Origin of the sequence: Actinophytocola oryzae (assembly GCF_004364325.1) — a bacterium.
Lineage (GTDB): Bacteria > Actinomycetota > Actinomycetes > Mycobacteriales > Pseudonocardiaceae > Actinophytocola > Actinophytocola oryzae.
This window is the reverse complement of the sequence record NZ_SOCP01000005.1, coordinates 487704-500242: the sequence shown is the minus strand read 5'-3', so window position 1 is coordinate 500242 and position 12539 is coordinate 487704. Positions and strand designations below refer to the sequence as shown.

The window sequence follows — 12539 nt, the reverse complement described above, 5'->3', positions numbered from 1 at the left end:
GTGGCCTCGATCGGACTGTGGAACATCGCCCGTGAGCAACCCGACCTGACCGCGGTGGTCGATCCGGACGGCAGGCAGGTGACCTACGCCGAGCTGGCCGCCGCGGCCGACCGCTACGGCCGCGGGTTCCAGGCGATGGGCCTCGAACCTGGTGACGCCGTCGTCCTGTTGCTGCCCAACGGGATCGACCTGGTGTCCGTCTACTTCGGTGCGTTCCAGACCGGCCTCTACGTCGTGATGGCCAACTGGCACCTGGTCGGCGCGGAGGTCGCGTACCTCATCGAGGACAGTGGCGCCAAGGCGTTCATCGCCCACGAGCGGTTCGCCGAGACGGCGACGGATGCGCTGGCACGCACGGACGTCCGCGGTTTCGCGGTCGGCGACCTCCCCGGCTTCGAACCGCTGTCGTCACTGGGGGCCGGGGAGACCGGCCGCCCTGACGTGCGGACAGCCGGCTCGCCGATGCTGTACACGTCCGGCACGACCGGCCGCCCCAAGGGGGTTCGCCGTCCGCTGACGGGTGCCGACCCCGACGACGTGCCCGTCGCCGCGACGTGGTTCTTCGGCATCTTCGGCCTGGCGCCGTTCGACGGCCACGTACACGTCTGCGGCTCGCCGCTCTACCACACGGCCGTGCTGAACTTCGTGGCGAACTCCGTCCAACTGGGACACACGGCGGTGCTGATGGACCGCTGGCGCCCCGAGGAGATGCTGCGCCTGATCGAGAAGTACCACGTCACCCACAGCCACATGGTGCCGACGCAGTTCCACCGCCTGCTGGACCTCCCGGCCGAGGCGCGCGAGAAGTACGACGTCTCCTCGCTGCGCTGCATGATCCACGGCGCCGCCCCGTGCCCCAACGAGGTCAAGCGCCGGATGCTGGACTGGTGGGGCCCGGTGGTGGTCGAGTACTACGCCGCGACCGAGGGCGGCGGCACGACGATCATGGCGGACGAGTGGCTCCGCAAGCCCGGCTCCGTCGGCCGTCCGTGGCCCAACTCGGTCGTGAAGGTCCTCGACGACGCGGGCGAGGAGGTGCCCTCTGGCACGACCGGGCTCGTGTACATGCGCATGGGCACGTCGTCGTTCCAGTACCACAAGGACGAGGAGAAGACGAAGGCCGCGCGTGTCGGCGACCTCTTCACCCTGGGCGACATCGGGTACATGGACGAGGACGGCTACCTCTACCTGTGCGACCGCAAGGCCGACATGATCATCTCCGGCGGCGTGAACATCTACCCCGCGGAGATAGAGAACGAGCTGGCGGTCCACCCGAAGGTCGCGGACGTCGCGGTGTTCGGCGTCCCGAACCCGGACTGGGGCGAGGAGATCAAGGCGGTCGTGCGGCCCGCGGAAGGCGCCGCGCCGAGCGAGGCCCTGACCGAGGAACTGCTGTCCTTCGCGGCCGGACGCCTGGCGAAGTTCAAGCTCCCCAGGTCGATCGACTACGTCGACGAGCTGCCGCGCGACCCGAACGGCAAGCTGTACAAGCGAAAGCTCCGGGACCCGTACTGGGCGGACCGCGACCGGGCGATCTGACCGGCCGATGGGCGATACCTCGGGGTCGCCCATCGGCGGGAAAAGCCCTACCTGCCCTGGAAGTCCGGCTTTCGCTTCTCCGCGAAGGCTTTCGGACCCTCCTTCGCGTCCGCGCTGCGGAAGACCGCCATGCCGTTCCTGGCATCGGCCGCGAAGGCCTCGTTCTCGGGCATGCCCTCCGTCTCGCGGATCGTGCGGAGCATGGCGCGCACCGCGAGCGGCCCGTTCGCCGCGATCGCCGCCGCGATCTCCAGCGCTTTCGGCAGGGCCTCGCCGTCGGGGACCACGTGGCCGATCAGGCCCATCTGACGGGCCTCCTCCGCTCGGATGTGACGGCCCGTCAACAGCAGGTCCGCCGCGAGCGTGTACGGGAGCTGGCGGGGGAGGCGCACCGCGGAACCACCGAGCGGGTACAGGCCCCAGCGTGCCTCCGACACCCCGAAGCGCGCACTCTCGCCCGCGACGCGGATGTCCGTCGCCTGCAGGATCTCCGTGCCGCCCGCGATGGCCGGGCCCTCCACCGCCGCGATCAGTGGTTTCGTCAGTCGGCGGCCCTTGAGCAGCGGTTCGATGCGTGCCGCGTCGAAGGACGTCTCGCCGGGGTGGGAGCGGGTCATCGCCTTGAGGTCGGCGCCCGCGCAGAACGCACCGCCCGCGCCGGTGAGCACACAGCAGCGGACCGAGTCGTCCTCGTCGACGCGGTCCCACGCCTCGAGCATGATCTTGAGCATCTCCCCGGACAGGGCGTTGCGTGCCTCGGGGCGGTTCATCGTCACGACCAGTACATGGTCGGTCTGCTCGACAAGGCAGTCCGGCATCGCACCTCCAAGGAAAGGATTGCCAGAAACGATAACACGTTCTAGTTTGGTCACGTGGCCCTCAACATCGCGGACCTCTTCGAGCACGCAGTCGACGCCTTTCCGGACCGAGTCGCGATCGCCTGCGGCGACCGCTCGGCGACGTTCGCGGAACTGGAGGGGCGTGCCAACCAACTGGCCCACCACCTGGCCGAACAGGGCATCGGGCGCGGCGATCACATCGGGTTCTACAGCCGCAACTCCATCGAGGCCGTCGAGACGCTGCTCGCCGTGTACAAGCTGCGTGCCGTACCGGTCAACGTGAACTTCCGGTATGTCGAGAACGAGTTGCGATACTTGTTCGACAACGCCGACCTCGTCGCGGTCGTCCACGAACGGCGGTACTCCGACAAGGTAGCCGCGGTGCTGCCGGACACGCCGCGTGTCCGCCACACGGTCGTCATCGAGGACGGGACGGACGCGCCGCACAGCGGGACCGAGTACGAGCCCGCGCTGGCCGCCCAGAGCCCGGACCGCGACTTCGGCGAACGCAGCGCCGACGACCTCTACATCCTGTTCACCGGCGGCACCACGGGCTTCCCGAAGGGCGTCATGTGGCGTCACGAGGACGTCTGGCGCGTGCTCGGTGGCGGCATCGACGTCTACTCCGGCGAGCACCTGGCCGACGAGTGGACCCAGTCGCAGCGCGGCGTCGAGTCCAGCGGCATGACCCGTCTCCCGTGCGCGCCGCTGATCCACGGCGCCGCGCAGTGGGCGACCCTGCCCGCGCTCTTCGCGGGCGACACCGTGGTCCTGCTGCCGCAGTTCGACCCGCACGAGGTGTGGCGGGCCGTACAGCGCCACCAGGTCAGGGTCATGACGATCGTCGGCGACGCCATGGCACGACCGCTGCTCGCCGCCTACGAGGAGGGCGACTACGACGCGTCGTCGCTGATGGCGATCTCCAGCCACGCGGCGCTCTTCTCGCCTTCGGTGAAGGAGCAGTTCCTCGAGACCGTGCCGAACGTGGTGCTCACCGACGCCATCGGCTCGTCCGAGTCGGGCTTCCAGGGCATCGGCATCATCATGAAGGGCGGCGAGCAGGGCAGCGGCGGCCCGCGTGTGGCGGGCGGCCCGAAGACGATCGTGATCGACGACGACGACAACCCCGTGGGGCCCGGCGAGACCGGCAGGCTCGCACGCGGCGGTTTCGTGCCGCTCGGCTACTACAAGGACCCGGAGAAGAGCGCGACGATCTTCGCGGAGGTCGGCGGCGAACGGTACGTGGTGCCCGGCGACTACGCGCGCCTGGAGGAGGACGGCACGATCACGTTGCTGGGCCGGGGAAACGTCTCGATCAACACCGGTGGCGAGAAGGTGTTCCCCGAGGAGGTCGAGGCCGTGCTCAAGTCCCACGAGGACGTTTTCGACGCGCTGGTCGTCGGTGTTCCGGACGAGCGGCTCGGGCAGCGGGTCGCGGCGCTGCTGGCGCCGTGGGAGGGCCGGGAGATCGACTTCGCGGCACTCGACGCGCACGTGCGGGCACGGCTCGCCGCCTACAAGACGCCACGCAGCGTCTGGGTCGTGGACGAGGTCGGCCGCGCGCCGAGCGGGAAGCCGGACTACCGCTGGGCGAAGGGGCACACCGAGGAGCACGAGCCTGCCTGGAAGGCGGCCAATGTCACCGCAGGAGCGTAGTGAAGGAGGCGGCTGGGCGGATGAACGAAGCGACCATATCAGCGCTGTCTGAGCGATTCGGTATCCAGCATCCGATCTTCGGGTTCACGCCGTCCGAGCACGTTGCCGCGGCCATCAGCCGGGCCGGGGGGATGGGTGTGCTCGGCTGCGTGCGGTTCAACGACGCCGCCGACCTCGACGCGGCACTGTCCTTCATGGACGAGAACACCGACGGGAAGCCCTACGGCGTCGACATCGTGATGCCCGCGACGATCCCGAAGGAGGGCACGTCGAAGGACCTGTCCGAGCTGGTGCCCGAGGGGCACAAGGAGTTCGTCGAGCGAACACTCCTGAAGCTCGGCGTACCACCGCTTTCGGGCGACGACACCAGCGCCGGTGTCCTCGGCTGGCTGCACTCCGTCGCACGGGCGCACGTCGACGTCGCGATGGAGCACAACATCTCGTTGATAGCCAACGCGCTCGGCTCGCCGCCGGTCGACGTGATCGAGCGGGCACACGAGCACGGCGTGCCGGTCGCGGCACTGGCGGGCACCGCGGCGCACGCACGCAGGCACGTCGAGAACGGTGTCGACATCGTGGTGGCGCAGGGCTACGAGGCGGGCGGGCACACCGGTGAGATCGCCTCGATGGTGCTCATCCCCGAGGTGGTCGACGCGGTCGGCGACCGGGTGCCGGTGCTCGCCGCGGGCGGGATCGGCAGCGGCCGTCAGGTGCTCGCGGCGCACGCACTCGGTGCGGCAGGCGTGTGGATGGGCTCGTACTGGCTCACCACGGCCGAGTACCAGCTCGGCGACAGTCCTGTTCAGACAGCGTTGGTGCGGGCCACCTCCAGCGACACCGTCCGGGCCAGGATCTACACCGGCAAGCCCGCGCGGCTGCTGAAGAACAAGTGGACACAGGCGTGGGCCGAACCGGACGCGCCGGAACCGCTGCCGATGCCGCTGCAGAACCTGCTGGTCAGCGAGGCACACCACCGCATGATGCGTGGCGGCGACCCGGAGGTCGTCGCGATGCCGGTCGGCCAGATCGTCGGCAGGATGAACGAGATCCGCCCGGTGGCGGAGGTCATGGCGAGCCTGCTGGCCGAGGTCGAGGAGGCTCGCGCCAGACTCAAGGCGTGAGCGACAGCGACGAACCCACCACCGCGATCAGGACACTCTCCTCGAAGGTCGTCTACGAGAACCCTTGGATGACGCTGAGGGAGGACGCGATCGAGCGCGAGGACGGGTCGCGCGGGATCTACTCCGTGATCGACAAACCGGACTTCGCGCTGGTCCTGCCCCTGGAGAACGACGGCTTCCACCTGGTCGAGGAGTACCGCTACCCGCTGCGGGCGCGGCGGTGGCAGTTCCCGCAGGGCGGGTTCCCCCAGGGGGTGACGGGCACGCCGGAGGAGCTGGCCACGGCGGAGCTGGTCGAGGAGACCGGCTTCACGGCCGCGACCTGGGCACGCCTCGGCTACCTCAACACCGCGCACGGCATCACCAACCAGTGCTTCCACGTCTTCCTGGCCACCGACCTGACCCCCGGCGAGCCGCACCGCGAGCTGACCGAGCAGGACATGCGCCAGCGGTGGTTCCCCCGCACCGAGGTCGAACGGATGATCCGCGAAGGCGTCATCACGGACGACTCCTCACTGGCCGCCTACCTGCTGTTCACGATGCGTGTGCATAAGTGAGAGCCGGGGGCGCGGAAGCTGCGGGAGGAGACCGGCCGCACGGCCAGGAACTGGCGGTTGGTGGGCACGTCCACCCGGCGAACCGCACCGCCGGCCAGCGCTGCCACGTCTTCCTCGCCACCGGTCTGACCCCCGGCGAGCCGCACCGCGAGCTGACCGAGCAGTGGTTCCCCCGCGTCGAGGTCGAACGCATGATCCCGTGACGGTGCCCTCACCGACGGGGCGCCTACCTGCTCCACGGCCTGACCGCGACATGAGAAAGGGGCCGACCTCACCGGTCGGCCCCCGTCTCGAGGTAGATCAGCCGCTCTTGCGGCGGAAGGTGCGCTTCGCGCTGGCCGGGCCGTGGGCGTTGTCCACCTTCGAGCGGGCGTCGGCGTGCTCCTGGCCCGCGCGGTTGTTCGCCTGCTTGCGCTCCAGTGCCGCTCGGAACGCGGCCTTCACATCCTCCTGCTCGGCTGGGGTCTCTGTCTCGGCGGATGCGGGTTCCGGTGTGTCAGGCATGGACTCAGGGTCGCACGGAGCGGGCGCCCCAGTCGAGCCGGATCGGATCGCTCGACGGGGTCAGCGGCTCGTACGCCAGCTCCGCACCCGGTCGCCACCACACGGGGTCCGGGGTGCGCCAGCGCTGGGCCGACAGCGTGCGTTTGAGCACCTTGTACGTCGCCGTGCGGGGCAGTCGCGCGGTCACCCGGACGAACCGGGGCGCCTGCTTCGGGCCGAGGTCGGACTGCTCGCGCAGGAACTCCGCGAAGGCCACCGGGTCGAACTCGCCCCGGTACACCAGCGCGGCCATGACCTGGTCGCCCGACGACGGGTCCGGCACCGCGTACACCGCGGCCTCGGCCACCGAGGGATGGCGCAGCAGCAGCCGCTCGATCGGGGCGGAACCCAGGTTCTCGCCGTCGACCCGCAGCCACTCGCTGGTCCGGCCCTCGAACCACAGGAAATCGTCCTCGTCGCGGTAGACGAGGTCGCCGCTCCAGAACCTGCCGTCCCGCAGGCGGTCGCCGTCGGCGGCCGAGTCCTTGTAGTAGCCGGCGAACATACCCGCGCCGGACTTGTTCACCAGCTCGCCGACCTGCCCTCGCCCGCACTCCGCGCCCGTGTCCGGGTCGAGGACCGCCAGGGGCTCGTCCAGCCTGCCGAGCGAGCCCGCGGGGGTGTCGGGTGGCCGGACCACCGAGATGCCGCCCTCGGTCGAACCGTACGCGTCGACCACGACACAGCCGAAGCGCTGCGAGAACGCGGCCACGTCGCGTGGGTTCGCCTCGTTGCCGAACATCACCTTGAGCGGGTTGGTCGCGTCGTCCGGCGCCTCGGGCGTGCTCAGGATGTAGGAGAGCGGTTTCCCCACGTAGTTCGCGTACGTCACGCCGTAGGTCCGCACGTCGGGGAGGAAGCCGCTGGCCGAGAACCTGCGGCGCAGCGCCACCTGGGCACCCGCTGCCAGGCCGACGGCCCACCCGGCCATGACCGCGTTCGAGTGGAACATCGGCATCGCCACGTAGCACGTGTCGCCGGGGCCGAGCCCGTAGCGTTCCGCGAGCATGACGCCCGGCCAGGTGACCTTCCCGTGTGTGATGCGCACGGCCTTGGGGTCACCGCTGGTGCCGGACGTGAAGATCAGCATCAGCAGGTCGTCCGGGGCGGCGGGGGCGGCCTCGAGCGGCGAGTACTGGTGCCGGTAGGCCATCACGTGCCAGGCGGGCGAGTCGATGTCCAGCACGCGGGCACCGATGTCCAGGCCCTGTAACAGTTCGACGTACCGGCTGTCGGTGATCACGAGCTGGCAGTCGGCCAGCCTGATGTCCTGCACCAGCGCGGCACCGCGCCGGGTCGTGTTCAGCCCGACGAACACCGCGCCCGCGAGCGCCGCGCCGCCGAGGAGGAACGAGACGTCCGGCACGTTGTCGAGCAGCACGCCGACGTGGAACGGGCCCGGCCTGCGCAGGGACCGGAGCAGCGCGGCCCGGTCGGCGCACTCCCGTACGTGCTCCTTCCAGGACCACCGCTGGTCCTCGAACGCGAGGCCCGGGTTCGCATCGTCCGCGCGCGCGAGCAACAGCTCGGTGACGGTGGGGACCGGATCCCCAGGCGCGGTCATGCGAACCTCCTTCTCTAGGCCGGCTCCGCGGCCAGTGTGGCGCCGATGCGGCGCAGTTGTGTGGTCGCGCCGCCGAGGCTGAACTCGATGCGTTTCGAGGCAACAAAATATCGATGGAGTGGGTAGTCCACGTCAATACCCATGCCGCCGTGAATGTGCACCGCCGTATGCGCTATGCGGTGCCCGCCGTCGGCCGCCCAGAACTTCGCGGTGGCGACCTCGGTCTGGGCAGCGAGATTTTTGGACACTCGCCAAGCGGCCTGCCACAGGGTCAAACGGATTGCCTCGGCGTCGATGTAACAGTCCGCGAGGCGCTGTCCCACCGCCTGAAATGTCGCTATCGGACGTTCAAATTGCACTCTGCTGGTTGCATACTTTGCCGTCAGCTGCAAACTCTCCGAGGAAACACCGGCCTGAAGCGCGCAAAGGCCGACCGTGCCCCGTGTCGCGAGCCATTCGACAACCGACGTTCCGTTGCCGGCCGTGCCGAGAACACGGTCCTCGCCAAGTGACACATTGTATAATTCCAGCAATGCCTCACTGTCGCGGTCGACGATCTCCTGCCTGTGTACGGCCACGCCGAAGTCGTTGGGCGTGACGAGAAACACAGTGAGGCCGGCGGCGGTTTCGGCGGGCACAAGGAAAAGATCCGCCACCGGACCCGCCTGGACGGCGACTTTTGTTCCGTGCAGACGCCAGGGTGCGGATGCACCTGCACGCTCCGCGAAGGCAGCCGGTCCGGTCGGGTCGTCACCGACCTCTTCGGACAGTGCGGCCGTCAGGACGACCCTCCCGTCCGCGGCGGGTGCCGCCCACTCGGCCCGCTGGGCGTCCGTGCCGAACTCGGCGATGGCCGAGGCCGCCTGGACGATGGAGCACAGGTACGGCACCGGCGCCACCGTTCGTCCCAGCTCGACGAGCACCGCGCACTGTTCGAGCAGTCCGAGCCCGCTGCCGCCGACCGACTCCGGCAGGGCCGCGGACAGCACGCCCGCCTTCGCCAGGTCCGTCCACAGTGCACGGTCGAAACGGTCGCCGGTCGCCTCCACCTCGGTGAGCCGCGCGGGCGTCACGTGGTCGGTGACGATCGTGCGGGTCAGCTCCGCGAGGTCGGTGAGGTCGTCGTCGAAGGAGAAGTCCATCACTCACCTCTTCGCCGGTGGCATGCCGAGACCGACGGCCGCCACGATGTCGCGTTGCACTTCGTTCGTCCCGCCGCCGAAGGTGAGGATCAGCGACGCACGGTGCATGCGCTCGATCCGCCCGCGCAGCAACGCACCCGGCGACCCGGTTCGCACGTACGCCTGCGGCCCCAGCACCTCCATCAGCAGGCGGTAGGCCTCGGTCGCGAACTCGGTGCCGAACACCTTCGTCGCCGACGCGTCCGCCGGGCTGAGGCCCTTGTCCACACCCCAGGCGATCTTCCAGTTGACGAGCTTGAGGAACTCCGCCTTCGCGTGCACGCGGGCGAGGTGCACCTGCACCCACTCCTGGTCGATCACCCGGCGTCCGTCCGGCAGCTTGGTCTGCTGCGCCCACTCCCGCACGGCGCGCAGTGCCTCGCGGACCGGCGCCGACGACGTCAGTGCGACACGCTCGTGGTTGAGCTGGTTGGTGATCAGCGGCCAGCCGCGGTTCAGCTCGCCCACCACGTTGCCGACCGGCACCCGCACGTCCTCGTAGTAGGTGGCGCTCGTGGTCGGCCCGGACATCGTCCGCACCGGCGTCCAGGAGAAGCCGGGTGCGTCGGTCGGCACGATGATCATCGAGAGACCCTTGTGCCTGGGCGCGTCCGGGTCGGTCCGGCACGCGAGCCACACGTAGTCCGCGTACTGGATCAGCGACGTCCACATCTTCTGTCCGTTGATGACGAACTCGTCCCCGTCACGGACGGCCCTGGTCCGCAGCGACGCGAGATCCGTGCCCGCCTCCGGCTCGGAGTAGCCGATCGAGAAGTGCAGCTCGCCCGCCGCGATGCGCGGCAGGTAGAACCGCTTCTGGTTCTCGGTCCCGAACTTCATGATCGTCGGGCCGACCGTGTTGATCGTCAGGAAGGGCACCGGCGCCCCCGCGACGGCCGCCTCGTCGGTGAAGACGAGCTGGTCGAGCATCGGACGGGCCTGGCCGCCGTACTCCTCCGGCCAGCCGATCGCGAGCCAGCCGTCGGCGCCCATCTGGCGCACGACCTCCTTGTACACGTCGCCGTCGCCGTAGTCCCCTCCGCTGGCCAGCGCGTCGAGCCGCTCAGGGGTCATCAACTGGGCGAAGTACGCCCGCAGCTCGCGTCGCAGCGCCTCCTGCTCGGGCGTGTAGGCGATGTGCATCCAACCTCCTGTGTCATCGGCTCGCTCCGCTCGCCCGCTCGCGGTGCCTGCCGGCTTGCTCCGCTCGCGACTAGAACACGTTCTAGGAATGTACTAGAGTCCGAGCCAACTGAGGAGGTCCGGCAATGAAGGCGGCGGTTCTCAACCAGATCGGCGACACGGAGCTCGAGCTGCGTGACGACGTCACCACCGCCGCCGTCGGCCCTCGTGAGGTCCGCATCCGGGTCAGGGCGACCGGCGTCTGCCACAGCGACGTGTCGGCCATGGACGGCACGCTCCCCGCACTGGCGCCGGGCATCATCGGCCACGAGGGCGCGGGCGAGATCGCCGAGATCGGCTCACACGTCACCGAGTTCGCGGTCGGCGACCACGCCGTCCTCACGTTCGTCCCGCCCTGCGGCACGTGCGTGAACTGCGTCGGCGGCAGGCGTCACCTCTGCGCGGTCCACACGGTCGCCGCGTTCGTGAACCCGCGTTTCGCGATGGGCGACACACCCGTGTTCGGTTACGCGGGCACCGGGACGTTCGCCGAGGAGCTGGTCGTGCCCGTCGAGGGCGCGGTCAGGATCGCGGACGACGTGCCGTTCGAGATCGCCGCGCTGGTCGCGTGCGGGGTCATGACCGGCGTCGGTGCCGTCGTCAACACGGCGAGGGTCGAGCCGGGATCGACAGTCCTCGTGTTCGGCTGCGGCGGCGTGGGCATCTCCGTCATCCAGGGCGCCCGGCTCGCGGGCGCGGCCCAGATCGTGGCCGTGGACCCCGTCGTCGAGAAACACGAGACGGCCAGGCACTTCGGCGCCACACATGCCGTCACCCCCGACGAGGTCGCCGGGCTGCGGGTGTCGCTGACCGAGTCACAGGGCTGGGACTACGCCTTCGACGTGGTCGGCGCGCCCGCGACCATTCGCGCGGCGTGGGACAACAGCCGTCGCGGCGGCACGGTCGTCGTGGTCGGCGCCGGGCGCGGTGACGCCATGGTCGAGTTCAGTGCGCAGGAGCTGTTCCTGCACGACAAGCGGCTGCTCGGCTCGTTCTACGGCGGCGCGGACGTGCGTCGCGACTACCCGCGCCTGATCTCCCTGTGGCGGGCGGGCCGGCTCGACCTCGAGGGCATGATCAGCAGGCGGATCACGCTCGACGAGGTCAACGACGCCCTGCAGGCGCTCAGACAGGGAGCCAACGTGATCCGCCAGATTGTGGTGTTCTGACCAATGTCCCTGAGCCTCGAAGGAAAAGTCGCCGTCGTCACCGGAGCCGGCGCGGGTCTCGGCCGGGCCGAGGCGCTCGCGCTGGGCCGTGCGGGTGCCGACCTCGTGATCAACGACATCGCCGACACCGGCGTGGTCGACGAGCTGGCGGCGATCGGCGCCAAGGCGGTGTTCGTCCGGGGTGACGTGTCCGACTCGGCCGTCGCGCGGGAGATCACCGCGACCGCGGTCGAGCGCTTCGGCGGGCTGCACGTCCTCGTGAACAACGCCGGCGTGCTGCGGGACCGGATGCTCTTCAACATGTCCGACGACGAGTGGGACCTCGTGCTGCGCGTACACCTGCGTGGCCACTTCCTGTTGTCCCGCAACGCCGCCGCGTACTGGCGTGCCCAGGCGAAGGCGGCGGGCGGGACGACGTACGGGCGTGTGGTCAACACCTCGTCGGAGGCGTTCCTGTTCGGGTCGGAAGGCCAGCCGAACTACGCGGCCGCCAAGGCCGGCATCGTCGCGCTGACCGTCGCGACGGCACGGGGGCTCGCGCGATACGGCGTGCGGGCCAACGCCATCTGCCCACGGGCGCGGACCGCCATGACGGCGGCCGTGTTCGGGGTGGCGCCCCCCGGCGACGTGGATCCCCTGTCCCCGGACCACGTCGCGCCACTCGTCGCCTACCTCGCCACCCCTGCCGCGGGCACCATCAGCGGCCAGGTGTTCGTGGTGTACGGCGGGATGGTCGCCCTGCTGGCGCCACCGACCGTCGAGGCCCGCTTCGACGATCCACAGTGGACTCCGCAGTCGCTGGACACCGCGGTCGGCGCGTACTTCGCCGGGCGCGACGCCGGCAGGACCTTCGCCGCCACCGACCTGATGTCGCTCGAGGAGGAACAGTGACGCTGAGTCTGCGTTCCCGTCGCGACGAGGTCGGACTCCGGGACGGACTGCTGCTGGTCGGCGGCAAGTGGCGTCCCTCGGCGTACACCACGGACGGTCGCCGGGCGTTCCGGCTGGCCAGGCGGCTGCGGGCAGGCACGGTCGGCATCAACGGCTTCCAGATCGAGCCGCACCTGCCGTTCGGCGGGTTCAAGGAGTCGGGTCTCGGACGCGAGGGCGGGCAGAGCGCGTTCGAGGCGTACACGGAACTGAAGACGGTACTGATGCCGCTCGGCGACGAGTTGATGTGAGGGCTGA

At 69.8% G+C, this 12539-nt stretch carries 13 protein-coding genes; 8 read left to right on the top strand and 5 right to left on the bottom strand.

Going from position 1 to position 12539, the window contains the following annotated elements:
* Entirely contained in the window at positions 1-1539 is a 1539-nt protein-coding gene (locus tag CLV71_RS17005) for an acyl-CoA synthetase (protein WP_133903711.1), read from the top strand.
* A 47-nt stretch (positions 1540-1586) separates the two neighbouring features.
* On the opposite strand, the gene CLV71_RS17000 is transcribed toward CLV71_RS17005, so the two are convergent.
* Positions 1587-2357 carry a crotonase/enoyl-CoA hydratase family protein gene (locus tag CLV71_RS17000; protein ID WP_133903710.1) on the bottom strand — a complete coding sequence of 257 codons (771 nt, stop codon included), beginning with the start codon at positions 2355-2357 and terminating at the stop codon, positions 1587-1589.
* A gap of 54 nt (positions 2358-2411) precedes the next feature.
* On the opposite strand from CLV71_RS17000, the gene CLV71_RS16995 reads away from it, so the two are divergent.
* The 4 genes from CLV71_RS16995 to CLV71_RS48445 all read left to right on the top strand — a co-directional run bounded on the left by CLV71_RS16995 (position 2412) and on the right by CLV71_RS48445 (position 5915).
* Complete coding sequence (locus CLV71_RS16995; protein ID WP_133903709.1) at positions 2412-4034, top strand: acyl-CoA synthetase; 1623 nt, start codon at positions 2412-2414, stop codon at positions 4032-4034.
* A gap of 20 nt (positions 4035-4054) precedes the next feature.
* The gene (locus CLV71_RS16990) at positions 4055-5155 is read left to right on the top strand and encodes an NAD(P)H-dependent flavin oxidoreductase (RefSeq protein WP_133903708.1); all 1101 of its coding nucleotides are present in this window, start codon (positions 4055-4057) and stop codon (positions 5153-5155) included.
* A gap of 68 nt (positions 5156-5223) precedes the next feature.
* Positions 5224-5712, top strand: a complete 489-nt coding sequence (locus tag CLV71_RS16985) for an NUDIX domain-containing protein (RefSeq protein ID WP_133903911.1) — start codon at positions 5224-5226, stop codon at positions 5710-5712.
* Positions 5709-5915: an NUDIX hydrolase gene (locus tag CLV71_RS48445; protein WP_208297591.1), complete on the top strand. Its 207-nt coding sequence runs from the start codon at positions 5709-5711 to the stop codon at positions 5913-5915. Before CLV71_RS16985 ends, CLV71_RS48445 begins: the two co-directional genes overlap by 4 nt.
* 97 nt (positions 5916-6012) lie before the next feature.
* Here the strand turns inward: CLV71_RS48445 and CLV71_RS16975 are convergent, their stop codons facing one another.
* From CLV71_RS16975 to CLV71_RS16960, 4 genes are read right to left on the bottom strand one after another with little or no spacing between them, the layout of a single operon-like run.
* Positions 6013-6216 carry a DUF5302 domain-containing protein gene (locus CLV71_RS16975; RefSeq protein ID WP_133903707.1) on the bottom strand — a complete coding sequence of 68 codons (204 nt, stop codon included), beginning with the start codon at positions 6214-6216 and terminating at the stop codon, positions 6013-6015.
* Between the two features lie 4 nt (positions 6217-6220).
* The gene (locus CLV71_RS16970; protein WP_133903706.1) at positions 6221-7819 is read right to left on the bottom strand and encodes a long-chain-fatty-acid--CoA ligase; all 1599 of its coding nucleotides are present in this window, start codon (positions 7817-7819) and stop codon (positions 6221-6223) included.
* Between the two features lie 14 nt (positions 7820-7833).
* Positions 7834-8961, bottom strand: coding sequence for an acyl-CoA dehydrogenase family protein (locus tag CLV71_RS16965; RefSeq protein WP_133903705.1), 1128 nt, complete (start codon positions 8959-8961; stop codon positions 7834-7836).
* Between the two features lie 3 nt (positions 8962-8964).
* The gene (locus CLV71_RS16960; RefSeq protein WP_133903704.1) at positions 8965-10143 is read right to left on the bottom strand and encodes an acyl-CoA dehydrogenase family protein; all 1179 of its coding nucleotides are present in this window, start codon (positions 10141-10143) and stop codon (positions 8965-8967) included.
* A gap of 125 nt (positions 10144-10268) precedes the next feature.
* Between CLV71_RS16960 and CLV71_RS16955 the strand changes: the two genes are divergently transcribed.
* Genes CLV71_RS16955 through CLV71_RS16945 form a run of 3 tightly spaced genes read left to right on the top strand, consistent with a single transcriptional unit; the run spans position 10269 to position 12532 of the window.
* Entirely contained in the window at positions 10269-11351 is a 1083-nt protein-coding gene (locus CLV71_RS16955) for a Zn-dependent alcohol dehydrogenase (protein ID WP_133903703.1), read from the top strand.
* Positions 11352-11360: 9 nt separating this feature from the next.
* Positions 11361-12242: a 3-oxoacyl-ACP reductase gene (locus CLV71_RS16950; RefSeq protein WP_133903910.1), complete on the top strand. Its 882-nt coding sequence runs from the start codon at positions 11361-11363 to the stop codon at positions 12240-12242.
* Positions 12239-12532 carry an aldehyde dehydrogenase family protein gene (locus tag CLV71_RS16945; RefSeq protein ID WP_424923881.1) on the top strand — a complete coding sequence of 98 codons (294 nt, stop codon included), beginning with the start codon at positions 12239-12241 and terminating at the stop codon, positions 12530-12532. The genes CLV71_RS16950 and CLV71_RS16945 overlap by 4 nt, the downstream gene beginning before the upstream one ends.
* Positions 12533-12539: the final 7 nt, after the last annotated feature.